Source organism: Rothia sp. HMSC072E10, assembly GCF_001813965.1.
Taxonomy (GTDB): domain Bacteria; phylum Actinomycetota; class Actinomycetes; order Actinomycetales; family Micrococcaceae; genus Rothia; species Rothia mucilaginosa_A.
The window spans coordinates 573,222-598,347 of the sequence record NZ_KV814491.1; the positions used below are offsets into that span (position 1 = coordinate 573,222).

Below are 25,126 nucleotides of genomic sequence, written 5' to 3' on the forward strand. Positions count from 1 at the left end.
ACGATGTGGACTCTACCTAGTCCTCGGTGCCGGGCATGTCGATATTCTCGTCGACCTTGCCTTCCTTCAGCTTCTTGCGGTACTCCACGGACTCGGTCCAGACGCCTGCCACGCGCTCGGATTCCAGCTCGGCACGAGCCGCAGCCTTCGCGTCCATGCGCTCCTTGTACTCCACGCGCTTCTGGGCGCGGGTCGGGCGGATAATCTCCTCCAGGCGGGCGTCGGTACCGCGCGGCGAGGAGAGTAGCTCGGCGCCACCGATCATGGTCGGCTCCCAGTCGAAAATCACCGAGTTGTCGCTCTCACCAATCACCACGGCGTCGCCGGCGCGGGCGCCAGCTTTGAACAGCTCGTCCTCAACGCCCAGGCGGGCCAGGCGGTCCGCCAGGTAGCCGACCGCTTCATCGTTGTTGAAGTCGGTCTGCTGAATCCAGCGCTCGGGCTTCTCGCCAATCACGCGGAACAGCGGCTCCAGGTTGCGTTCCTCGCGACGAATAGTGAACTCCTGCTTCTTCTTGTTGCGGAAGCCCTTCGGACGAATCACGGGGGTTTCGACGGTCACGCGCTCGGCCTCCTTCTCGGCGGCGGCGCGGGCGGCGCGGTCCTCCTCAACGAGCTTGGCCATCGCGAAGATGAGGGGCTTCAGACCCTCGTGCGAGGCGGTCGAAATCTCGAAGACCTTGAAGCCCATCTCCTCGAACTCGGGGCGCACGAACTCGGCTAGCTCGCGGGCCTCGGGCACGTCAATCTTGTTCAGCACCACAATCTGCGGACGCTCGTGCAGCGGCACGGTCACACCCGCGGTCGGGTCGACCTCGTAGTTCTGCAGCTCTCCGCGAATCACCTCGAAGTCGCTAATCGGGTCGCGGCCGGGTTCCAGGGTCGCGCAGTCAATCACGTGCACGAGCGCCGAGGAGCGCTCCACGTGACGCAGGAAGCGGTGGCCCAGACCGCGACCCTCCGAAGCGCCCTCAATCAGGCCCGGCACATCGGCCACGGTGTAGCGCACATCGCCGGCCTGCACCACGCCCAGGTTCGGAATCAGGGTCGTGAACGGGTAATCCGCAATCTTCGGGCGTGCCGCGGAGATAGCGGCAATCAGCGAGGACTTACCCGCCGAGGGGTAACCCACCAGGGCCACATCCGCAATGGACTTGAGCTCCAGAACAATGTCGGCCTCTTCACCGGGAGTGCCCAGCAGAGCAAAACCGGGGGCCTTACGCTTCGTCGAGGCCAACGCGGCGTTACCCAGGCCGCCCATACCGCCGCGCGCGGCGATGTACTCGTCGCCAACGTGCAACAGGTCAGCCAGGACATTGCCCTCGCGGTCCTTCACCACGGTGCCCTGCGGCACGGTCAGAATCAGGTCCTCGCCATTAAAGCCGTGGTGCATATCGCCGCGGCCGATATCACCGTTCGGGGCGTGCTGGTGCGGGCTGTGGTGGTACTCCAGCAGGGTCGTGGTCTGGTTGTCGACGCGCAGAATCACCGCGCCACCATTACCACCGTTACCACCGTTCGGGCCGCCCAGCGGCTTAAACTTTTCGCGTCGCACGGAGACGCAGCCGTTGCCTCCGCGACCGCCGGAAACATGCAAGACCACGCGGTCCACGAATTCCGCCACGGGTTCTCCTATCTTGGAAAGTCTTCTCTTCGCCGACGCCTCAACGCCCGGTGGGCGGATGCATCGGCAGGCGCAGCCGGGTTGGGGCGCGCCTCCTCGCGAGGACCGCACAGCGTGCGGGTTGCTCGCGGAATGGGAGTTATAGCGAGAGGGGGTAGACTCGCGCCTACCCCCTCTGCCCTAGCGGTGAGTATTACTCAGCTGCTGCCAGGATGTTAACGACCTTGCGGCCCTTGCGGGTACCGAACTCGACGGTGCCTGCTGCCAGAGCGAACAGGGTGTCGTCGCCACCGCGGCCAACGTTCAGGCCGGGGTGGAAGTGGGTGCCGCGCTGACGAACAATGATCTCGCCTGCGTTGACGGACTGGCCGCCGTAGCGCTTAACACCGAGGTACTGGGGGTTCGAGTCACGACCGTTACGGGTGGAGCTTGCGCCCTTCTTGTGTGCCATTCTGTATTCCTACCTTAGGGTTGAATTCCGGTTCGCTTCGATTACGCGTTGATAGCGGTAATCTTGACGGTGGTCAGCTCAGCGCGGAAGCCCTGACGCTTCTTGTAACCGGTCTTGTTCTTGTACTTCTGAATAACGATCTTCGGACCGCGCAGGTCCTCGACCTTCTCAGCAACAACCTTGGCGGAAGCCAGGGACTTTGCGTCAGCGGTGACCTTGTCACCGTCGACGAGCAGCAGCACGGGCAGCTCGATGGTGCTGCCGGGCTCGCCTGCAACACGGTCAAGGGTAACGAGGTCGCCGACGGAAACCTTCTCCTGGCGGCCGCCAGCGCGTACAATCGCGTATGCCACTATGGGACTCACTTTTCTCGACAACTTGCTTCTTGAATCTCACTCGAATGAGCAGCCTGCGCTTTCATTGCTGTGCGCCCTCCCCCGCCGGTCGAATAACCGCGAAAAGGAGGAACGGCCCGTGCGTTCCGACGGGATTGCCCGCCGGAGCCAACACGCGAGGCTCACCGGTGGTGTCTCTCTCCCGCACGTTCCAACCTTGGCCGAGTACTCGACCGAGCCGAAGACGATGCGGGTGGGAGCGGTGTCTCCCGCTGGCCCTGCGTCGATAGGGCTTCACTGAGATAAACACCAGTCCTTAAGAATACGGCATGAGGGACGGGCCGCGCAATAGAGTCACCTCACCGAAATGTGTGGATGCGGCGTGATGCTCCTCAACCCCGCCTCCCGGCGCATTCCCCCGGCACATTCTCGGTAGGCTTCCCTCACGCGCTCCCCCGGCGGGCGAACGGCGGGCGCGAAATAACAAAGCTGAAACGGCGAAGGCCCCGGCGGCATGGATTTCTCCACCCGTCGGGGCCTTCGTCAGTTGGGGCTACGCGTGAGCCGCGGGGCTAGTCGTCCTTGCCCAGGCGCTTAATATCGGCGGCGGCAACACCGATGCCGAGCATCGTCGGAGCCGAAGCCTCCTCGATGGCCGGGGCCACATCCGCCACGGATGCGGAAGCCACCACGGAACCGTGAGCGCTCTCGGCGGTATCGACGGTCACGACCTTCGAACCCACGCCGGCGCTCGAAGCGGCGCGGCGGGTGCGGCGCTTGCGCGGGGCCGGAGCGGACGACACAACCGTTGCGGGCTGGGCCGGCTTCTGCTCCGCCTTCTCCTGCTGCGGCGCGGCGGGCTCAGCCGAGGGGGTGCCAATCACGCCGGTCACAACCGGGCGGGTACCCTGCTCGCGCTGACCGTTCTGCTCGGCCGACTCGGCGGCGCGGCGTGCGCGGCGACGCGATGCGCGGGGAGTCTCGCGGACGTCCTCGATGCGCAGGTCCTCACGCTCAACGCGCTTCGACTCGGCCTTCTTCGGCTCAGAACGCTCGGCGCGCTCCGCACGCTCAGAACGACGCTTGGAGGAACGCTCCTCGCGATCCGGGCGGGAAGATTCACCCTCGGGGCGAGCGATGCGGCCGGCCTTCTGCGAGGCACGGGCCTTCGCCTCACCCGCGCGAATCGCCTCAAAACGATCCGAAGAGCGGCTGAATCGCGGATCCAGCTCGGGATCAACGTGGTGATCCAGCACGCCGGCATCCGAACCCTCCACCGCTGCGATTGCGGTATCGTCCAGCTCACGACGCTTCTCGGAGCGGTTCTTACGGGAGCGGCCCGAGCGGGACTTCTTCTCCTCGCGCTGAGGCTGTTCCTCGTCCTTCTCCTTGGCGACCGCTTCCTCCTCCACGCGGTCGAAGGCGCTGGCCAGCTGCTCCAGGGAGAAGCCGCCCTGCTCGCCGACCCACTGGCCGTCGGTCACATCGGCGACCTTCTGCTCGCGTTCGGCGACCTCGGCGTGGGCCTGCTCGCTCGCCTCGGCGATACCCTGAATCTCCTGCTCCAGCGAGAGCTCAGCGGTCTCGGCGCGGCGCGAACGCTTGCGGCGCTTACGCTTCTTGCGGGTCGAGGTGGTCTCCTCCGAACCGCTCTCGTTCTGGACGGAGGCGGCTGCCACGGCGGCCATCGCGTTGCGGCGCTCGGCCTTCTTCGACTCCAGGGCGTCCTGCTTCTGCTGGTCGCGCGAATCCTCGCGGGAGGCCGAACGGGCACGCTTGCGCTCGTTACGGTCGTGGCGGTGAATGAAGTCGGAGGCGCCACCGCTGCGGCCGCTCAGCGGCTGATCGTGAACGATCAGACCGCGGCCGGCGCAGTGCTCGCAGGGCTCCGAGAAGACCTCGAGCAGGCCGGTGCCTAGACGCTTGCGGGTCATCTGAACCAGACCCAGCGAGGTCACCTCGGTCACCTGGTGCTTGGTGCGGTCGCGGCCCAGGCACTCAATCAGTCGGCGCAACACCAGGTCGCGGTTCGACTCGAGCACCATGTCGATGAAGTCAATCACGATGATGCCGCCGATATCGCGCAGACGCAGCTGACGCACAATCTCCTCGGCCGCCTCCAGGTTGTTCTTGGTGACGGTCTCTTCGAGGTTGCCGCCGCTACCGGTGAACTTACCGGTGTTCACGTCCACCACGGTCATGGCCTCGGTGCGGTCAATCACGAGCGAGCCGCCCGAGGGCAGGTAGACCTTGCGATCCAGTGCCTTAGCCAGCTGCTCGTTGATGCGGTAGTGGTCGAAGAGGTCGTCCTCACCATCCCACTTCTGCAGGCGCGAAATCAGGTCGGGTGCCACATAGGTCACGTAGGCTTCGATGGAGTCCCAGGCGTCCTGACCCTGAACAATCATCGCGGTGAAGTCCTCGTTGAAGACGTCACGCACGGTCTTAATCATCAGGTCGGGCTCCTGGTAGAGCATCTCGGGGGCCAGCACCTTGCGGGAGTTGGCCTTCTCCTGAATCTCTTCCCACTGCGCGCGCAGGCGGTTAATGTCGTGGGTCAGCTCCTCTTCGGAGGCGCCCTCGGCCGCGGTGCGCACAATCACGCCGGCACCCTCGGGCAGCTTGTCCTTCAGAATCTTCTTCAGGCGCGCACGCTCGGTGTCGGGCAGCTTGCGGGAAATACCGGTCATGGAACCGCCCGGCACGTACACCAGGAAGCGACCCGGCAGGGAGACCTGGCTGGTCAGGCGGGCGCCCTTGTGACCAATCGGGTCCTTGGTGACCTGCACCAGCACCGAATCGCCCGGCTTCAGGGCGTTCTCAATCTTGCGGGGCACGCCGTCCAGGCCGGTGACGTCCCAGTTGACCTCGCCCGCGTAGAGCACGGCGTTACGGCCGCGTCCAATATCGACGAAGGCGGCCTCCATGGAGGGCAGCACGTTTTGCACCTTGCCCAGGTACACGTTGCCAATCAGGGAGTCCTGCTGGGTCTTCGACACGAAGTGCTCGGCCAGCACGCCGTCCTCGAGCACACCAATCTGGATGCGGCCATCCTTCTGACGAACCAGCATCTGACGGTCCACGGACTCGCGGCGAGCCAGGAACTCGGCCTCGGTCACGATGTGGCGGCGGCGGCCCAGGGAACGGGACTCGCGACGACGCACGCGCTTGGCCTCCAGGCGGGTGGAGCCGCGCACACCGGTCACGGTGTTGGATGCGTGGGAATCGGCCAGGCGCGGTGCACGCACCTTGGTGACGGTCTCGACGTCATCCTCAGCACCGCCCTCAATCTCGATGTCCTCGGTACCGCGGCGGCGGCGACGGCGACGGTGGCTGGTGACCTCTGCCTCCGCGGCGGCCTCCTCGCGGCGGCGCTCCATGCGGTCCTTGCGCTTCTGCTCTTCGGCGGCGGCGCGGCGGGCCTCACGCTCGAGCTTGGCGGCCACGGCGAGCTCGCTCAGCTCCTCGGGCTCGGGGGCCACGAACAGCGGCATCGCGCCCATGGGGGTGCGCGAGCGCAGCTCCTGCAACTTTTCGCGCTGCAGGTCGCTCAGGGTCTTAACGGGTTCGGCGGGCTCCTCGGGTGCCTTCTCCTCGGCGGCTTCTTCGACGGCGGAGACCTCGGCCTCGAGCACCTCGGCCACGCCCTCGGTTGCGGCGGGCTCCGCGTCTGCGGAGCCGGCCTCGGCGTTCTCAGCCTGCTTCTCGGCGGCCTCCTCTGCCTCGGCCTCAACCTCGGCTTCCGCGGCGGCTTCGCCCTCAACAAATTCGGCTTCGGCGGTCTCTTCTGCGGCTTCTTCGGCCTTTTCCGCCGTGGTCGCCTTCTCGACCTTGGCGACCTCTTCGACCTTGGCGGTCTTCTCGACGGTCTCGACCTTGGCCACCTTCTCAACCTTGGCGACCTCTTCAACCTTCGCCACGCGCTCCTGGGCGGCGGGAGCCTCCGCCGCCTCAGCCTCGGCGGGCTGCTTTTCAGCTGCCGCGAACAGGCTGTTCAGGGTCGAAGCAACCTCGGCCTCGGACACCGCGGGAGCGGCGGCCTTCGGCGCGGGGGCGTGCTTAGCCTTAGCGTTACGCAGATTGGTCAGGCCCGTGGCGATGGCTTCGTCCAGGGGAAGCTCGGGAGCCTTCTCCTTCTTCGGACGTCCCGGGCGGCGACGCTCGGCGGGAGCGGCCTGAGATTCGGAGCTCTGGCGAACATTCTTACGCAGAGTTTCGCGGGTTTCTGCGGAGGCGTTCTTCTCCTCCGCGAGGGCGTTCAGCGCCTCAAAAACCCCAAGTTCGACGTTCTTCTCGTCAGACATTAATCTTCTTTCGTCATACCCCGCTCCGCATCGCGAGGATTTTTGACAGCGCGCATACAGCGCAAAGCCTAGTTGCCGTCACCGTGGCTCAAGCCTCTCCCTGCGAGCGCGCATACGTGGGGCGCGGCCCGGGCGCTATCTCTTTCAGCGCCGTCATTCGTGGGGGCGAGCGGGCGGAACGCAACGCGCACCGCAACGGTCACAGCCACCCCGCAATCGAGCACGGCCACGCCCTCCCTGGGCGTCCTGCCGGTCTTCGGGATTCTTCGCCGATGCGGTCCGGTCCGCGCGGTGCGACAGTCATGCTCCGCGGCTTACGGCCGGTGCTTACGGGTACTCTCCCTCGATGCGGTGGTGGGGATCTTCTGCGCGTGCGGGGCGCACAAGACACCGTCTTTCATTATACCCGTACGCGGCCCCCTCGAGGCTACCCGGGATGCGGGCTTAAGAGGCGGGCGGAAAACCCGGCGAAGCGCAAGAAAGCCGGACGGCGCGCGTGCACCATCCGGCTTCGTTCAAAAATTTTGGAGACACCCGCGCGAAGCGGGGTGCGCATAGGGCGGAACTCCCCCGGTGACCCTGCGGGAATCGCCAAAGAGAGAGGTTAGTCCAGGCCCAGCTCGGCGTCGCGAGCCTCGCGTGCCTGCTGCGCCAGCTTCGGGTCGGTCGGAAGATACTCCGGGCCCGAACCGGTCGCAAAGGGAACCCCCAGGATAAAGACGAAGGGCGAGAGGACCAGCAGGATAACCCACAGCAGCGAAAAGTGACCGGCGGTCAGCAACAGAAGGGCAATCAGGAAAATTACGGCGGCGCCACCCATCGTGGCCATTCCGGCAGTCTTCACGGTTCTCCTCAGTGGGCAAAGGAATGTACCCGTCCATTATACGCACGAGGAACCGCACGTGCGGGGCCCCTCCCCTCGCAGAGGCTGAGGCGGGCGCGCATCCGCTCCGCCCTATTCGGTGCAGCGGGCGCAGTAACAGGGTGCAGAAACGGGGTGCAGAAAAGCCCCGGCAGCCGGGCTACCGGGGCTTTCCCTTCGGCTCCGAAACCGAGGGGTTACTGCATCATGCCCATGATGACGTCGAAGAAACGAATCACGATGATGCCAAAAATCAGAATCAGCCACAGGCCAATCGCGAACCACGACCAGGCGCGGGCGCTTTCGCGAACCGACGGCGAGGCGGGAATGACGCCAGCCGAGATGTTGCGCACCGTGGTCTTCACGAAGAGGGTGATGGTCATGACCCACACGATCATGCAGAACAGGCAGAGAGCGTTGATGTGGAAGGTCGTCTCAAACCACAGCCACATGATGAAGGCCGCCGCGGCACCCAGGCCGATGTTCAGGCAAATCCAGAACCACCGTTTGAACTGTGCCCCGGCCAGAATCGCCGCGCCAATCGTCACCACGATGGAGAAACCGACCAGGCCGATAAAGGGGTTCGGGAAGCCGAAGGCCTCGGCCTGCGGGGTGCGCATGACCGTGCCACAGCTCAGCAGGCCGTTGATGTCGCAGACCGTGGTGTGGCCGGCGTCAACGTAAATCTGCAGTCGCTCGTACACCAGAATGGCAGCGGAGGCCAGGGCGATGAGACCGGCACAAATCAGCCAGCACCCCAGTCGGCGATCCATGGAGGTCGTCGTTCCCTCCGCTCCCTCCAGCCGACCGGTGTGTTCGTTCTCGGCCTGGGGCGGTTCGGTGGTACTCGATGCGGCGGTACTCATGCGACTCCTTGTGGTAGTTGGTTGACCGTGGTGTGTCACCGTGGTTTGTCCGGAATATGCCGTGCCCCGTTCTACTCGCGGTCCCGGAAGGACCGGAGGCGAGCTCGGGTCGGGTGGTTTCGTCCCGCTGGGCGGGCCCGAGCCGAGGCTTCGGGAACGGGCGATATCCGGTGGTGCACGGAGGCACCCCGGATTCGGCATCTCAACTATCCTAGCCTCTTCCGGCGGTAATCAGTACGTCATCCGACCAATTATTTCGCGATACCGCGCTTTTTTGGCCCGTTCGGGGTCAGACGTAACCGTTTGTTCTCTCTCGCTTCTTTCCCGGGGTCTTCGGGGATTTGGGCCGTCCGGCGGTTAGCCGGGCTAGTCCTCCTCGGAGTCCTCGTCGCCGAAGAAATCCTCGGTGTACGAGTCGCCCAGCGGCAGGCCCAGCGAGTCCTCCAGCGAAGAACCCTGCCCGGGCTCGCCGCCCAGCTCGGCCATGATGTCGTTCAGCAGCTCGTCCGGCTCGGCTTCAGAAGCCGCCGCAGCAGCAGCCGCCAGGGTCGCCGCGGAGGCGGCACCCGCAGAACCGGCGTACAGGCCCGCCTCGGCGGGCAGCTCGTCCGGCAGTTCCTCGGCCTCGGCACCGGGGGTCTTCGCCTCCGCGTGCTTGGCCAGCAGGGTACGTGCCTCGCCGATCACGGTAATCGAGCCGGTAATCAGCACACCCGCCGATTCCTGCTCGAAGAGGGCGTTCTCCATGGCGGTGGCAATCGCCTCGTCCAGGTGCTCAAACACCTCAATCGAGTCCTCGTCAATGCCAGCGTCCAGGGCGAGCTCGTGCAGGCGCTCCGGGGCAATCGCGCGCGGCGAATCCGAGGCCGACAGGTACAGGCGGAACGTGCCGTCCGAGGCGTCCACGTACTCCTCGCGCATGGTCTCGAACATGCCCAGGGCGTCCTTCTCCCCCAGGATGCCGACCACGGCGTGCAGGTGCGAAAGCTTGAACGCCTCGGTCAGCGCGGCCGCGGAGGCGCGCACGCCGTGCGGGTTGTGGCCAGCGTCCAGGATGGTCAGCGGCTCGGTACGCACCACCTCCAGGCGGCCCGGCGAGCGCACCGTCTCAAACGCGGTACGCACCACGTCCTCGGGCAGCTGACGCTGGCCGCCGAAGAACGCCTCCACGGCGGCGAGAGCCACCACGGCGTTCTGCGCCTGGTGCGCGCCGTGCAACGACAGCGGCACATCCGGGTACTCGCCCGCCAGGCCGCGCAGGGTCAGCAGCTGACCGCCGACCGCGAGCTCGCGGGAGACCACGCCGAACTCCACGCCCTCGAAAGCGAAGGATGCCTCCTTCTCGCGGGCGGAGGCGAGCAGGACGTCGGCGGCCTCGGGCTCCTGGACGGCCGAGACGAGGAAGCCACCGGGCTTGATGATGCCGGACTTCTCGGTTGCGATCTCGGCGAGGGTTTCACCGAGCATGTCGGTGTGGTCCAGACCGATCGGGGTGACCACGGAGACCACGCCGTCGGCAACGTTCGTGGAGTCCCAGGTGCCGCCGATACCGACCTCGAGCACCACCACATCCACCGGCTCGTCCGCGAAAATCGCGAAGGCGAGCACGGTAATGGACTCGAAGAAGGTCAGGGCGGGCTCGCCGCGGGAGGTCATCTCTGCGTCCACAATCTGCAGGTAGGGGGCGATTTCCTCCCAAATGCGCACGAAGGTGGCGTCCGGCACGGGCGCGCCGTTGATGCAGATACGCTCGGTAACGCTTTCGAGGTGCGGGCTGGTAAAGCGGCCCACGCGCAGGTCGTGGCCGAGCAGCAGCGCCTCAATCATGCGGGCGGTGCTGGTCTTGCCGTTCGTGCCGGTAATGTGAATCACCGGCGCGGCACGGTGCACGTCGCCGAGGATTTCGACGGCGCGGGCTACCGCGTCCAGGCGCGGTGCCATCTTGTTTTCGGGGGCGCGCGCCAGCAGCTCGCCGTAGACCCGCTCCACGCCCTCGGGATCGGGAATTGCGGGGTAATTCTTCTCGCTCATTGTTCTCCTCACTGGGATAGCCGGTTGCGGCACCGGCCGAGTCCCCGCCGTGCGGCGGGATAGACGACGGGCCGCCCCGCCCGTGAAGGGGCGGGACGGCCGTACGGTTCAGGCGTATTAGGCCTTAGCCACGCTGATGGACAGCTCGGGGCCTTCGGTCAGCTGCAGGGACACGGCGAGGGTTTCGCCGGTCACCAGTGCCTCGTTGGCGCGCAGGGCTGCCAGGGTCTCCTCGGGTGCCTCGATGGAGAGGTTGATGCGGTCCGCAACGTTCAGGTCGGCGTCCTTACGTGCCTGCTGAATAGCGCGGATGGTGTCGCGGGCGATACCCTCGGCAACCAGCTCGTCGGTCAGCTCGATGTTGAGGACCAGGAAGCCGCCGGGCAGAACAGCCGCGGCGGTGTGCTCGGCGCCCTCAGCGTCGGCGTCGACCACGGTCACCAGCTCGTACTCGCCCTCTTCCAGGGCCAGACCGCCGTCCAGAGCCTTCACGCCGACCAGGACGGTACCGTCCTCGGTCACGGTCCAGTCACCGGACTTGGAGGCCTTGATGGCCACCTGCACCTGCTTGCCCAGACGCGGGCCAGCGGCGCGAGCGTTCACCTTCAGCTGCTGGGAGATGCCGTAGTCAGCCGGGTCGACGGTGTCGGCGCTGACCAGGGTCACCTCGCGCAGGTTCAGCTCGTCCTCGACGATGGTCGCGAAGTACTCCGCGCCCTTCTCGCCGAAAGCGGTGCCCAGGGCTGCGAACTGCTCGGGGGCGATCGCCACGGTCAGCTGCTGCAGCGGCTGGCGCACGCGAATCTTCTTCTCCTTGCGCAGTGCCGAACCGGCAGAGCAGACCTCACGCACGGTCTGCATGAGAGCCAGCAGGTCAGACTCGTCGGCGAAGGCGGATGCCTCGGGCCAGTTAGCCAGGTGCACGGAGCGTTCACCGGTCAGGCCGCGGTAGATTTCCTCGCTGCTGAGCGGCAGCAGGGATGCGGCAACCTTCGACACGGTTACCAGCGCGGTGTAGAGGGTGTCGAATGCGTCGGTGTCCTCGTTGAAGAAGCGCTCGCGGGAGCGACGCACGTACCAGTTGGTTAGCGCGTCGGCGTACTGGCGCAGGTACTCGCAGGCGTTCCAGATGTCGTAGGAGTCCATCGCCGCGGTGACCTGCTCAATCATTTCGCGGGTCTTGCCGAGGATGAAGCGGTCCATCACGTGCTGCGAGTCGTACTTGAGCTTGGCGCTGTAGCCCTCACCGTTGTTGGCGGCGTTGGCGTACAGGGCGAAGAAGTGGTAGACGTTCCACAGCGGCAGCATAACCTGGCGAACGCCCTCGCGGATGCCCTGCTCGGTCACAATCAGGTTGCCGCCGCGCAGAATCGGCGAGGACATCAGGAACCAGCGCATCGCGTCGGAGCCGTCGCGGTCGAGGACCTCGGAGACATCCGGGTAGTTGCGCAGCGACTTGGACATCTTCTGGCCGTCCGAGCCGAGCACGATACCGTGGCTGATGACGTTCTTGAACGCGGGGCGGTCGAAGAGCGCGGTCGCCAGTACGTGCAGCACGTAGAACCAGCCGCGGGTCTGGCCGATGTACTCGACGATGAAGTCTGCCGGGTAGTGGTTCTCGAACCATTCCTGGTTCTCGAAGGGGTAGTGCACCTGTGCGTAGGGCATGGAGCCGGAGTCGAACCAGACGTCGAGCACGTCTTCCACGCGGCGCATGGTGGACTTGCCGGTCGGGTCGTCCGGGTTCGGGCGGGTCAGCTCGTCGATGTACGGGCGGTGCAGGTCGGGTTCGCCGTCCTTGTTCAGGGGCAGGCGGCCGAAGTCTGCCTTGAGCTCTTCGAGGGAGCCGTACACGTCGATGCGCGGGTAGTTCGGGTCGTCCGAAACCCACACGGGAATCGGGGAGCCCCAGAAGCGGTTACGCGAGATGGACCAGTCGCGTGCATTCTCAACCCACTTGCCGAACTGGCCGTACTTCACGTTTTCCGGGATCCAGTTGATCTGCTTGTTCAGCTCGTACATGCGGTCCTTGAAGTCGGTGACCTTCACGTACCAGGAGGTGATTGCACGGTAGATGAGCGGGGTGCGGCAGCGCCAGCAGTGCGGGTAGGAGTGCACGTAGGACTTCTCGCGAATCAGCACGTCGTCTGCCTTGAGGGCGTTGATGATGGTGCGGTTCGCATCGAACGCCTGCACGCCCGCGATTTCTGCCAGGGCGGTCGAGCCGGATGCGGTGGGCTCGGCGAAGAGGTGCAGGAACTTTGCGCCTTCGTCGAGGGAGAGGATCACGGGGATGCCGTAGCCCTCACAGACCTTCTGGTCGTCTTCACCGTAGGCGGGTGCCTGGTGGACGATACCGGTACCGTCGGTGGTGGAGACGTAGTCAGCGACCAGGATCTGCCAGGAGGTTTCGGTGCCCCACTTTTCGGCGTCTGCGAAGTAGTCCCACAGCGGGGTGTAGCGCACGTGCTCGAGCTGGGAGCCGGTGTAGCGTGCGGTGACGGCTGCGGCGGCGTCCTCGGCGGGGTTGTCGCCTTCGTAGCCGAGGTCCTTGGCGTAGGAGCCGAGCAGCTCGGAGGCGAGCAGGAAGGAGCGACCCTCGAACTTACCTGCGCCGGGTACGACGGAGTATTCGATCTCGGGTCCGACGGCGAGCGCCTGGTTGGTGGGCAAGGTCCAGGGGGTGGTGGTCCAGGCGATTGCCTCGACGCCCTCGAGCTCTGCGGCGACCTTATCGTCGGCGCCAAGGGAGGTGTCTGCGGTGATGCGGAATGCGACGGTGACGGTCTGGTCCTGGCGGTCCTTGTACACGTCGTCGTCCATGCGCAGCTCGTGGTTGGAGAGAGGAGTCTCGTCCTTCCAGCAGTAGGGCAGCACGCGGAAGCCCTGGTAGGTCAGGCCCTTGTCGTAGAGGCGCTTGAACGCCCAGATGACGGATTCCATGTACTCAACGTTCAGGGTCTTGTAGTCGTTTTCGAAGTCGACCCAGCGTGCCTGGCGGGTGACGTACTTTTCCCACTCGTTGGTGTACTTGAGCACGGAGGCGCGGGCGGCATCGTTGAAGTTGTCGATGCCCATTTCGAGGATTTCGCGCTTGTCGGTCATGCCGAGCTGCTTCATGGCCTCGAGCTCTGCGGGCAGGCCGTGGGTGTCCCAACCGAAGCGACGCTCGACCTTGTGGCCGCGCTGGGTCTGGTAGCGGGCGACGAGGTCCTTGGCGTAGCCGGTGAGCAGGTGGCCGTAGTGGGGCAGGCCGTTGGCGAAGGGAGGGCCATCGTAGAAGACGAACTCGTTCTCGCCGTTTTTACCGGCGGGGCGGTTCGCGATGGATGCGGCGAAGGTATTGTCCTTCTTCCAGTAGTCGAGGACCGCTTCTTCGAGTGCGGGGAACTTGGGCGATGCGGTGACGCCGCTTCCTGCGGCTTCGAAGGCACTCGCCTTGGGATATACGTTAGACATTGGGTGCGCCCTTATCTTGTTGTTCTCATCGTTGAGGCAACGGGCGCGGTACGCGGGTGCGTGCACTCGTCGCCTCTCAGCCGGTGAGGGTTGACATGACGGGTGCAAGGACGCCTGGGCATCACTAGACTGCCGGGCTGTGCCGGGGCTTAGGATGCGGCGCGGTACCACCTTGCTTACTGAGTTAACCAGCTCAACGCACCGAACCCTTCCGGGGCTGCGTGGCGTCGCGTGTCCGCGATGCCTAGCCACCGGAAGAGCGGCGCGTTGGGCGGGTATCAGTCGCTTATTACAGCTATATCGGGCTTAACCGTCCGGTTCTACTGGGACTACATCTCTTCCGCTAAGACGCCCTCGCCGCAGCGATTGACGGGCGCCCGCAGGTGCGGTCCGTTCTTCCGAATTGCTCGCCGGTGATGGCCGGGTCGTTGCAAACACTAATAGTTTATGTGGCTTTTGGTTCCGAATGCAACCCCGATCGGTGTGGGTTTGAACGCCTTCACTCCCCTACTGTCCCCACAGGGTCCGGGGAATAGACGGGTCACTCTTCCGCGAGTTTCCGAGCCCCGAGGGTCCTTAATAGACCCCCGCGAGCCGCGTACTCGGATGTGCCACCCAATGTATGTTTTTGCATCGACGCATTGTGGCTTTAAGTTGGTTTTGAATTTTGGCATCGAATTTTTGAAAGCACCTTTCGGGCGACCACAAGATATTGGGTTGAGAAGAAGACTCGTCCACTAGATATTCATCCCGCGAATTTTTTCGCCCCTCCACCCCCGGTGTGGGAACTAATTCTTGCGACCCACGGGGTGATGTATAGCGAGTGAATAGAGTGCATATTCGGGGATTGCGGAGCGATTTTCCTTGGCTAATTAGCCCGCTTTCTTCGCCCATTCGATAGATTCCAGACCCTCCCGAGGGGGAGTTGCGCGCCCCACTCACCCTGTCTCATTGCCAGAAATTTAGTCACTCCCCCAGAGGTTCCAGGTCTTAAATATGATATAAATCATGTTCTCCATGTGCTTCGCACCCGCCTGTCACCTCCCCTACTCCTGTCATCGTGATGCAATCTCGACACCTTGGAATCGGCTACCGCCACCCGGATTCAAAATTCCCCCAGGGATTACTAAGGCTTAATTTAATGCATTTTGAACTCAATTAATATAAAATAACCCATATATGCATCAATGATGATTCTAGGGCTTCTGTCATGAGGAACCCGTCAAAGCTGACGGTTCCAGACCTGCACGAGCTGGATTAGTGCAAGCCGTAACGGCGCACATCTCGCGGTTTCATCGTTGATTCATGCGTGCGCTCCGTCCCAACGGCAGAGCACGCCCAAGGCACCTTCCGGCCTTCCGGTTACGCAGCCGGGTTTGTCCCGCGCGAACCACCCCTATCACGAATACAACCACGCACCCACCCCGGGTGCCCCGAGCCCATCTCGGGCTAGATTCAAGGAGTTCACCGATGTTCTCACCCTCTTCGAGCGCCCGTTCCAACACCGTTAGCCCTTCAGCTCCCCTAGCCCGCCGCACCCTCCTGCTGGGCGGTCTGGCAGTCCTCACGGCAGGATGTGCCGCCAGGGTCCATCCGCTCAGCGAAGAAGCCAAGCGGAAGCTACCCACTGCCTCCCCCTCCGCGAGCGCCTCAGCCTCACCCGCAGCGAGCACCTCGACGCCCCCTTCGAGCGCCGCGACAAACGACGCGACAAACGGGACGAACGACGCGAACGCTGACGCCCCGCGCGTCCCGGAATCTGAGGATGCGCTCGTCAAAGGTTGGGAAAAATATCCGGGCCCTTTGAAGTTGACCGGCCAGTACACCGGCGAGTATCAGCCGGCCACTTCATCCGCCCCGGCGCAGAACGTGCCCAAGCCCCTCAAGACTGTTCCCCACCGTGACGAACCGACTTTCGAGGGTGCCTACGAGACGTTGCGTGCGTACTATAGCGCCCTCATCACCACGCTTAAGGATGGACACTACGCGTCTCAGGCGGTGGAGCTGATCCATCCAGAAGATCGAAGTGCTATCGCTGAGATTAACGCGGTCAAGGAACTCTACGAGCAGAAGGGCTGGTACATGGAGTTCACCTGTAGCATTTCGATGCAGAAGACGGAGCCGGTGGGCGCGGTGAAGGACGGCGACGGGTACGTGGTGATTTATGTTGATGCCGAGTACTCAGCCACCGCCGTTCACCAGCCCGACGGCACCGAGCGGAAGGTCCCGGCCATCACCCAGAATTCCACGCCACACGTCATGCTCTTCGCCGAGGGTAAGTGGTGGAGGATTAGCGTCCCCTACATGAACGAGCGTCTAGGAACCGGTTCGGATTCTTCCGGCAGCTCCGGCGATTCTCACGGACCCGCCGGTGTCTAGGGCCGCTTGATTCTGGGTGATTCTCATCGGGTAGGTTCAGCATCTGTTCCTCCCCGAGTTCGGGTTAGCGTGCACTTAAAGATAACGCTCAGGGTTTTTTGACGAACCTTTCAAACGGGTCACCTATAGTCGAACCCGTATGCTCCCCCGCGTTCCTCGCACCGAGGTTTTGGGGCCGAGCATCCGGGTATATCCGTACCGCGCACCATACGACAGGACCCCCGCAATACCGGCGTACACACAAACGCCGCACCACGCGGGCCTACATCAGGAGGCCACGATGTCTTTCCTCAATCAAGCACCCAGCCGACGCAATATCCTTCTGGGCGGTATTGGCCTTGCCGCTCTTGCCCTGGCCGGATGCGCCAAGGATGTCCGTCCGCTTGCCGACGGGTCGGCTTCCCCCACTGACTCGCCCAGCGGTTCTCCCAGCACCTCTCCCAGCTCTTCCGACAGCGCGTCCGCTTCGGCTTCTTCCAGCGCCTCGGGCAGCACCCGAATTATCCCCGAGGATGAATACCTCAAGGATAGTGACAAGTACCTCGGTCCCCTGAAGTACGAGTACAAGGAGCTGTCGAACAAGTACGTCGAGGCCACCGATACCTCCCCCGCGAAGAACGTCCCCACCCCGGTCATCGATCAGACGGCGCGGCGCACCAACACCCTCGAGGGCGCCTACAAGACCCTGTGCGCCTATCAGAGTTCTTACGTCTACCTCATGCGTACCGGCACGATTGAGTACGCTATCAACCTCATGAACAAGGACGATACCAAGCTCAGCGCCGAGCTTCTCAACGTCCACACCCTGTATTCCAGGGGCGGTTGGGTCAAGGGCTACGAGAATAAGATGAGTATTCTCTCGGAGTACAGGACGCGCGCTTACGCCTCGACTGAGCTGAGCGCGGTGTCCTTCCCCTGCGAAGACTGGGCGAGCGAGTTTACGACCTATCAGAACGGCTCGAGCCAGGTTCAGGAGGCAAGCACGATTCAGGTTCCCGTGATTCTGGTCTTTGACCAGGGTAAGTGGAACGTGACCAGCGCGGAATTCTTCAGGTCTGAATACAGCGAACGCTTCAAGAAGATTTTCGCTGGTTCCGGTGGTTCCTCTTCGAGTTCCTCCGGTGGCTCATATTCCGGTACCGGAGTCTAGACCGAGCTGGCCGATTTGCTTCCACGCTATGAGGGCGGGGCGGGTATCAATTCATCTGATACCCGCCCCGCCCTTCGTCTGGACCTTTAGCCTGTGCCTTCCGTCTGCGCTGGTGACGATTGTGACGCAACCAATTGCACGGCCAATTATGCCGAGCGAACGGAAGCCCGTGTTAAGCCCCCCAGTCCGGCAGCCGGCCCACGCGCGCGTTCCGAACATGACGATAGCCCCGCATCCCTGGCAACTAGGAAAACCAGGGACGCGGGGCTATGCCTTGATGCCTCACGCTCCTCCCCCGCGGCGGGCATCGCACCGGGAGTACAAACGGAGCATGAACACAGCGGAACGTTACGAGGTGGCACGCTCGCGCAGACGCTCGTGAACCTCGCTCACGAAACGGTTCTGATTATCGCGGGCGTAGTACACAACCTCGCCAATCACGGTGATGGCGGGCGGCTTCACTCGGGCGCAATCGGCCTTCGCATTCTCCAGGGTCGTCACGGTAACCCGCTCGTTCTCGGAGAACCCGTTTTCGATGGTCGCCAACGGCATCTCGCCCTCAATCCCACGAGAGAGCAGAGACGCCACCGTATCGGGCAGGGTGCGCACGCCCATCAGCAACACCACGGTGCCGGAGGCACGCAGAGTTGCCTCGACCGCAGCCAGGTCATCCTCGGAAAGACCCGAATGGCCGGATACCACGGTGAAGATCGAGGACACGCGGCGCAGGGTCACCGGGATACCGGCACGTCCGGGAACGGCGATAGCGCTGGTGATACCGGGGATCACCTCGGCCTCCAGGCCCGCCGCGATGCACGCATCCAGCTCTTCGGCGCCGCGACCGTACACGTACGGGTCGCCGCCCTTCAGACGCACCACGGTCTTACCCGAAAGCGCGTAGTCAATCATGAGTTGCTGGATGCGGGACTGCGGAACAGCGTGCTTACCGGGCACCTTGCCCACATCGACGATGAGGGCGTTGGGGGCGTACTCGCCGTACTCCTGCGGGGCGAGGTGATCCAGCAGGACCACGTCCGCCTCACCCAGAGCACGCACAGCGCGCAGGGTCAGCAGGTCGACGGCGCCGGGGCCGCCACCGACAATGTAGACCTTGCCGGGGTGCTCGGCGCGCTCACCGGGCAGGGCGATACCGCGCTCGGTCACGCTGTCATCCAGGCTGTGACCGGGCGCCCCGCCCGCGAGCACCTCGTCAATCGTGGCGAACTCGCGGGGCGGGAACGGCGGAATCTTCGGGCCCATACTAGGCTGCCGGAACCGGGTTGAGGTCACTGGGCTTACCCACGGGAATCTTGGTACCGGTCACCAGAACGGTGTTGGACTCGCCAGCCTTGACAGCCGCAATCTCCTCGGGGGTTGCGGGGCGAATCTGCTCGCGCTCCAGCACGAACAGGTGCGATGCCTCGTCGCTGCCGTTGGGCTCGTTGATGAAGGCGCGGAAGCGGCGCAGACGACGCTCGTCCTTCAGGGTTGCGGCCCACTCGTCCTCGTAGGAATCCACGTGACGCTGCATGTCGCGCTCGAGGTCCTCGCACACGCCCAGGGAGTCCTCAATGAGGACGGACTGCAGGTGTGCCAGACCGTCGCCGTGCTCCTCGTCCAGGTCCTCAAGCCAGCGAGCGGTACGCTGCAGCTTGTCCGCGGTACGGATGTAGTACATCAGGTAGCGGTCGATGTAGCGCACGACGTCCTCGCTGGAAGCGTCCTTGACGAAGAGGCGGCCGTGGGCGGGGGTTGCGCCACCGTTACCGCCCAGGTACAGGTTCCAGCCGTTGCTGGTTGCAATCAGACCGACGTCCTTGCCCTGAGCCTCGGCACACTCGCGGTTACAACCGGAGACACCGAACTTGAACTTGTGCGGGGAGCGCAGGCCGCGGTAGCGGTTCTCCAGGTGGACTGCCATACCGACGGAGTCCTGAACGCCGAAGCGGCACCAGCTCGAGCCCAGGCAGGACTTCACGTTACGCAGGGACTTACCGTAGGCCTGACCGGATTCGAAGCCAGCGTCGACCAGACGTTCCCAGATGTAGGGCAGCTGCTCGAGGCGGGCACCGTACATACCGATACGCTGTGCACCGGTAATCTTGGTGTACAGGCCGAACTCCTCGGCAACCTCGGCGATGACGGCCAGCTTCTTGGCGGGAATCTCGCCGGCGGGAATACGCGGGACGACGGAGTAAGTGCCGTCCTTCTGCATGTTTGCCAGTGCGCGGTCGTTGGTCTCCTGCAGACCACCGCGGCCGGAGTCCAGCACGTAGGAGTTGCGGAAGGAGGAGAGGATCGATGCAACGGTCGGCTTACAGATGGCACAGCCGTCGCCGCCGTGACCGAAGCGAGCAATCACGGAGTCGAAGTCGTCCAGGTTGGTCAGACGCACGGCCTCGGCCAGCTCCGCACGGGAGAAGTCGAAGTGCTCACACAGGGCCTTGGAGACGGTCAGGCCCATCTTCTTCATCTGCTGCTCGAGGGTCTTCTGCAGCATGGGCACGCAGGAACCACACTGGGTACCGGCGGTGGTGCAGGCCTTCAGGGATGCCACGTCGTGGTTACCGTCAACGATGGCCTCACGCACGGTGCCGAAGCTGATGTTGTTGCAGGAACACAGGATTGCGTCGTCGGGCAGTTCGGTGTCGGGGATGCCGTCGCCGCCGCCAGCTGCGGTCAGGTAGACGTTCGGCTCGGCGGGCAGCTCGCGACCCAGCAGGGGCTTCAGGGAGTCGAAGGGGGCGGTGTCACCGACGAACACGCCACCCAGCAGGGTCTTGGCGTCGCCGCTGGTCACGATCTTCTGGTACATGCCGCGAGCGGGGTCAGCGAACAGAACCTCGAGGCAGCCCTCGGTGGTACCACGGCGGTCACCGAAACCGGCCACCTGAACGCCGGAGAACTTCAGCTTGGTGGCGATGTCGAATTCCTCGACCTTTGCCTCTTCGTTGTCGTTGAGCAGGTTGGCTGCCACTGCGTCGGCCATAGCGTTAGCCGGTGCAACCAGACCCCAGGTGCGGCCCAGCACGCAAGCAACCTCACCGATAGCCCAGATGTGCTCGTCGGAGGTGTGGCAGGCGTCGTTGACGACGATACCGCCGCGCTCGCCCATGTGCATGTCGGCGGCACTAGCCAGCTCGTCATTGGGGCGAATACCGGCACCGAAGACCACCATGTCGGCGGGCAGGGTGCGGATGTTTGCGTCCTCGGAGGGAGAGTCTGCGATGGAGACGGAGACGACGTTACCGTCGGCATCCTTGTTGATGCCGGAGATGAACACGCCGGTCTCAATATCAATGCCGGTTGCCTTGATCTGGGCGTTCACGGCGTAACCGCCGCCCTGGTCCACCTCGACGGAGAGCAGCCAGGGAGCCACGTCCAGAATGGTGGGCTCCGCGCCGAGTTCCTTCAGGCCCTCAGCAGCCTCGAGACCGAGCAGACCGCCACCGACAACGATGCCGCGGGGTGCGCGGCCCAGGGTGGACTGCAGGCGGTTGACCTCGGAAACCATGTTCTTCACATCATCGACGGTGCGGAAGACGTGTGCTGCGTCCGAGTTGAGAATGGGGATGCGAACCGCGCGGGAACCGGTTGCAAAAATCAGAACGTCGTAGGGGTACTCGTTACCCTCGGTGTCGGTGACGACGCGGCGGTTACGGTCCAGCTTCTCGGCATGGCAGTTGTTGACCAGGTTGATGTTCTCAGCGTTCCACAGCTCCGGATCGCCGAGGGTTAGATCCTTCTCGGGGTCCTTGAAGAGCTGCTCAATGGCAACGCGGTCGTAAGGGGTGTAGGGCTCATCGTTCAGCACGGTGATGGTGTCTGCGGCACGACCGGCTGCCTCTGCGCCCTCGTGGTATGCGCGAACAAAACGCCATGCGGCGGGTCCTGCACCGACAACGAGAATGTTGCGGGGGGTGTTCGACATAGATTTTCCTTTCCTAGTTTGCGATGCGATAGCTCTGCATCCTCGCCGCGGGCGGCGATTATGTCCCTGGGATTCGTCCCGTAACTTATTTGCGGCGCACATGCCGCAACACGGAAATCCCGGATTTGCCAAGATAAGGGGGTCGTACCAACGGAGCGCAAGGCCCCGCGAAACCTCTTATCTTCTGCAACTCCTGAAAATTACGAAACATTTTTATGTGGGATTATGTTGTTTTCTTCAGGTGCTCAAAAGCGATTCCGAGCTACGACTTTCATCGTACATGGTAGCGCAGGGTACGGATAGCCAAAATCAGCATTTTGTGAGAAAAAATTCTGAAAAACTTCCGCGAAATAACAGCCCAGATGAGGGCATACATACCTCCGGCAGCAGCGGATTTAGGTAAGGCTAATCTATAAAATTTAGGGTTGTATTTTAGGGTGAAAATAACCTTTAGCTTTCTCGCGTGCCCCATTTCCCAATGTGGGTTTCATAGGGTAAACTCCAAACAAAGAACACGTGAATCGCAATTACGCCCAAACCGTGATTGAGCTCGCCCCCGCGCGACACACACCGTTTCGAAAGGAAAACCCCATGGCCGATAACTGGGTCCGCATCTGCGCCGAATCCGATCTTGAAGAGAACTGGGGCGAAGTCGCTCTGGTCGACAACCATCAGTACGCCATCTACAAGACCAAGCACGGCATCTACGCCAGCGATCACCTCGACCCGCACAGCCAGGCACTCGTTCTGGCCCGCGGCATTATCGGCGAGAAGAACGGCCACTCGACCATTACCTCCCCCCTCTACAAGGAGGTCTACGATCTGACCAACGGTGAGTGCCTCTCGGACTCCTCCTACTCCCTCAACGTGTACCCCGTTGAGGTTCGTGACGGCGATGTCTACCTGCTGGCCAACTAATTCGGACGGCTCATAGACAATTCAAATTGACGAAAGGCCTCCGCTTCCTTTGAGGAAGCGGAGGCCTTTCGCGCGGAACGAGCCCAAATAGTTCTTAGGCGGCAAGCGCCTCATCCATGCGATTGACAAAGCACTCGGCCACCACCCTGGCGGATGCAGGGTCCTGTGCGTTCACCAGCGGCGCGGCAACCTTCGCCGGCAGGCCGGTCGAAGCGGCGTCACGGCGCATCTTACCGGCAAAGAAACCCTCCGCCAGCAGGTAGGTTGCGGCGAACTCCGGCTTATACTCGGCCACCACCTCGTGGAACTTCGGGTCAATGGAGGCAATGAAGCCGTGCTGAACCTGGGTTCCCAAGGCCTCGGAGAGCAACTCGGCGGCACGCTCCATATCGGCGCGGCCATCGGCGCGGGAGGAGCCGGCGGCACCCTGCACCACGACGGAATCGTTCTCGGGGGTCCAGCCGGCCTCTTCAAGGCGGGTCCGAGCCAGGCGAGCCAGACGGGAATCGGGACCAAGAGACTCGGCGATTACGATACGTTCGATACCGCTCGCGCGGGCTGCCCGGCGCAAATCCACCTGGGTATGGAACCCGGTGGAGAGCAGAATCGGGACAATAACGCAGGGCTCGTCCTTGGGCAGAGCCGCCGCAGCATCATCCACGCTGGGCGATTCGACATCAACGTAAGCCTCGTGCACGCGGTATTCCACGCCGTCAGTACGCTGGTCCAGCAGGGAACGCACCTGTTCGCGAATCAGGGCGATGGCTTCACGGCCGGCAGCGGAGTCGGTACCGTGAGAGGTCGCGAGAACATTCAAAACAGTCATGCTCCCATTGTAAAAAATTCCCGGGGCAAAATACCCGGCCCACACAAATCTATGAGCCGCAAAAGCCCCCGCTGCCCCACTCAAATCGAGTGAGACAGCGGGGGCTGGCGAGGCAAACTCGAGGCCCGAAAGCAGTTGAGGTGACAGCACTGCTGAGCGCCCACGCCCGGCGAGTCACCGGCGGCAACCGGAATTTACGCCCCGTCACCCTCAGCTCCTGAAAGCCTTATTTGCGGCGCGAGGAATGGGCCCAGGTCATACCCAAAGCACCCAGAACCATTCCACCACCGATGGCCAATAGTACGGCCAGTGCAGATGAGGAGGCCATCATGCCATGGGCCAAATCGGCTTCTGAGGCCTTCACCCCGTCACGGCCCTTCTGCTCGGAACGCACCTGCGAGGAGGAACCATCCAGCGTCGAAGACCGTCGCGATTGGGTAGCGGGCTCGGTTTCTGCGGGCGCACTCGTACGAGCGGTAGCCTGCTCGTCCTGTGCATCGCGTGTGCGGTAGCCTAGCGCAGATGAAGAAGAGGCAGCGGGGCGGGCAACGGCCTCCGTCCCCTCTTCGACAGAGATGGTGGGGTCCTTCCGGTCCCCGGCCAAGGCGGTTGCAGAACGTACGCCTCGGATCTTCGTCTTATTCCCGTCAGCCACTTTCACGGCATTCTGTTCCTCACCGCTCGAGGCCGTTGAGGGGGCCGCAGAAGAGGTGCCAGCCACTGCTGAGGATGAAGAATCCGAGGAATCATCAGTGGAGGTGTCGCCGCTTTCCCCCTGGGAACTTCCGGTAGCGCTACTCCCCCGAGAGACGGTGAAGCGTACCGTGCTGACCTGGACATCTCCACCGCTGGTGGCGTCTATTGCCACTACCAAGTAGGTGCGGCCGGTCTGCAGGGAGGCGCCGGGTACACCCAGCACCGCCTCAAAACTTCCGGAGGAGAGGTCCGAAGGGTTCACCCTCACAATAGCTAGGGCGTCACCCACCGTATGCCCATCACCGTCGAGCTCCATGAGCATCAGGTCATACCCGTTGTCATTCGTTGCAAAGTTCTTGCCGCGCACCGTAACGGGCTTTACCGAATCGCTCGAGTTAACCTGGGAGTTCTGGATTGTCAGGCGAGGACTGTCTCGGTGATTCTGCCTATTTGCCTGATCCTCTGTCGTTTCGGAGTTAATCAGCTGAATATGCTCCGGTTCCTTTGTGACGTTCGGGGACTGGGTCACCACCGGCTGAGGAGTGGGGGCTACGGTAGAAGGAATATGCGTGGGGCTGGGCTGCGGCGAGGGAGACTCCGGGGTTTCTTTCTTCTCTACCGGCGTGGAGTCGGTTGCTGAGGGGCCCTTCGAGGACGCATCCTCGCCGTGGGGCGGGGTAACTCCCGGCTGAGTAGAATACCGAGGATCGGAGGGGACCTCCACCAGGGTGTCGCGATCTAGCGTCAGAAAATCTACGCGCGTGATGCCGTAGGCCGCATCCGTCAGGGTGATGACGTAGAACGTTCCCCCAGCGGGCAAATCAAGCAGAAGCGCTACTTCCCCGGGGGAACCCCCTTCGGTCGGGAAGACAAAACGGTGGGTGCATTCCTCCGTCGAGGTGCACGAAGTAACTTCTACCAGCACGCTCTCGGCAGAGACCCCTTGAGGGAAACCCGACCAAACGAGCAGGGCAGCACCGTTCTCACGGTGAATGGTCAGGTGGATATCGCCCTCGTTAGGGCCATCGAAGTCGACGTTCGATTCCCCCTCGCGACGTTGCGTTATGGGGTCGTCCGAGTCGCCTACTCCAGCGACATCGTGTAAAGAGGGCGTAGGGTCGGCAACAGTATCGGCGGCCATGGATGGGGCAAGCACCCCACTCTGCAGTCCCGCAGCAAGGGTCGCAACGGCAACTACACGGCGTTTTATAGATAATGTGCTCATGCAATGTGTCTTTTCGTGGTGTTTAACGAGGTGCTCCCATCCCCGATTATTCTTCCAATCCCACACGGG

General features: G+C 63.2%; 15 protein-coding genes. 3 read left to right on the forward strand and 12 right to left on the reverse strand.

All coding sequences use genetic code 11. The features are described 5' to 3' along the window. Positions 1 to 16: 16 nt before the first annotated feature. From obgE to ileS, 8 genes are all read right to left on the reverse strand, one after another. Positions 17 to 1,624 carry a GTPase ObgE gene (gene obgE / locus HMPREF2944_RS07630; RefSeq protein WP_049347433.1) on the reverse strand — a complete coding sequence of 536 codons (1,608 nt, stop codon included), beginning with the start codon at positions 1,622 to 1,624 and terminating at the stop codon, positions 17 to 19. Positions 1,625 to 1,817: 193 nt separating this feature from the next. Beyond that, entirely contained in the window at positions 1,818 to 2,075 is a 258-nt protein-coding gene (gene rpmA, locus HMPREF2944_RS07635; protein ID WP_049332527.1) for a 50S ribosomal protein L27, read from the reverse strand. Positions 2,076 to 2,116: 41 nt separating this feature from the next. Then, positions 2,117 to 2,428, reverse strand: a complete 312-nt coding sequence (gene rplU / locus HMPREF2944_RS07640; protein ID WP_005505764.1) for a 50S ribosomal protein L21 — start codon at positions 2,426 to 2,428, stop codon at positions 2,117 to 2,119. 554 nt (positions 2,429 to 2,982) lie between these two features. Beyond that, a complete protein-coding gene (locus tag HMPREF2944_RS07645) occupies positions 2,983 to 6,714 on the reverse strand; it encodes an Rne/Rng family ribonuclease (protein ID WP_070682120.1) in 3,732 nt (1,243 codons plus the stop codon). A 604-nt stretch (positions 6,715 to 7,318) separates the two neighbouring features. Next, a complete protein-coding gene (locus tag HMPREF2944_RS07650; RefSeq protein ID WP_049332532.1) occupies positions 7,319 to 7,558 on the reverse strand; it encodes a hypothetical protein in 240 nt (79 codons plus the stop codon). A gap of 215 nt (positions 7,559 to 7,773) precedes the next feature. Beyond that, positions 7,774 to 8,442, reverse strand: a complete 669-nt coding sequence (locus tag HMPREF2944_RS07655; RefSeq protein WP_049344173.1) for a vitamin K epoxide reductase family protein — start codon at positions 8,440 to 8,442, stop codon at positions 7,774 to 7,776. 366 nt (positions 8,443 to 8,808) lie between these two features. After that, positions 8,809 to 10,473, reverse strand: a complete 1,665-nt coding sequence (locus HMPREF2944_RS07660; RefSeq protein WP_070682123.1) for a bifunctional folylpolyglutamate synthase/dihydrofolate synthase — start codon at positions 10,471 to 10,473, stop codon at positions 8,809 to 8,811. 117 nt (positions 10,474 to 10,590) lie between these two features. Next, entirely contained in the window at positions 10,591 to 13,932 is a 3,342-nt protein-coding gene (gene ileS / locus HMPREF2944_RS07665) for an isoleucine--tRNA ligase (protein WP_070682126.1), read from the reverse strand. A gap of 1,803 nt (positions 13,933 to 15,735) precedes the next feature. On the opposite strand from ileS, the gene HMPREF2944_RS09425 reads away from it, so the two are divergent. Both HMPREF2944_RS09425 and HMPREF2944_RS07675 read left to right on the forward strand, forming a co-directional pair. Continuing rightward, complete coding sequence (locus HMPREF2944_RS09425; protein WP_246826291.1) at positions 15,736 to 16,311, forward strand: DUF6318 family protein; 576 nt, start codon at positions 15,736 to 15,738, stop codon at positions 16,309 to 16,311. Positions 16,312 to 16,591: 280 nt separating this feature from the next. Continuing rightward, the gene (locus HMPREF2944_RS07675) at positions 16,592 to 17,461 is read left to right on the forward strand and encodes a DUF6318 family protein (protein ID WP_049344179.1); all 870 of its coding nucleotides are present in this window, start codon (positions 16,592 to 16,594) and stop codon (positions 17,459 to 17,461) included. A 348-nt stretch (positions 17,462 to 17,809) separates the two neighbouring features. Here the strand turns inward: HMPREF2944_RS07675 and cobA are convergent, their stop codons facing one another. Both cobA and nirB read right to left on the reverse strand, forming a co-directional pair. Beyond that, entirely contained in the window at positions 17,810 to 18,721 is a 912-nt protein-coding gene (gene cobA / locus HMPREF2944_RS07680) for a uroporphyrinogen-III C-methyltransferase (protein WP_070682134.1), read from the reverse strand. Position 18,722: 1 nt separating this feature from the next. Next, the gene (gene nirB, locus HMPREF2944_RS07685) at positions 18,723 to 21,392 is read right to left on the reverse strand and encodes a nitrite reductase large subunit NirB (RefSeq protein ID WP_070682137.1); all 2,670 of its coding nucleotides are present in this window, start codon (positions 21,390 to 21,392) and stop codon (positions 18,723 to 18,725) included. A gap of 591 nt (positions 21,393 to 21,983) precedes the next feature. Here nirB and nirD point away from each other — a divergent pair. Beyond that, positions 21,984 to 22,310, forward strand: a complete 327-nt coding sequence (gene nirD / locus HMPREF2944_RS07690; protein WP_049331302.1) for a nitrite reductase small subunit NirD — start codon at positions 21,984 to 21,986, stop codon at positions 22,308 to 22,310. A gap of 94 nt (positions 22,311 to 22,404) precedes the next feature. On the opposite strand, the gene HMPREF2944_RS07695 is transcribed toward nirD, so the two are convergent. Both HMPREF2944_RS07695 and HMPREF2944_RS07700 read right to left on the reverse strand, forming a co-directional pair. Beyond that, positions 22,405 to 23,136 (reverse strand): sirohydrochlorin chelatase, encoded by a 732-nt coding sequence (locus HMPREF2944_RS07695; protein WP_070682139.1) that lies wholly within the window; start codon positions 23,134 to 23,136, stop codon positions 22,405 to 22,407. A 226-nt stretch (positions 23,137 to 23,362) separates the two neighbouring features. Next, on the reverse strand, positions 23,363 to 24,973 hold the full coding sequence (locus HMPREF2944_RS07700) for an enoyl-CoA hydratase (protein WP_141755751.1): 1,611 nt from the start codon (positions 24,971 to 24,973) through the stop codon (positions 23,363 to 23,365). Positions 24,974 to 25,126: the final 153 nt, after the last annotated feature.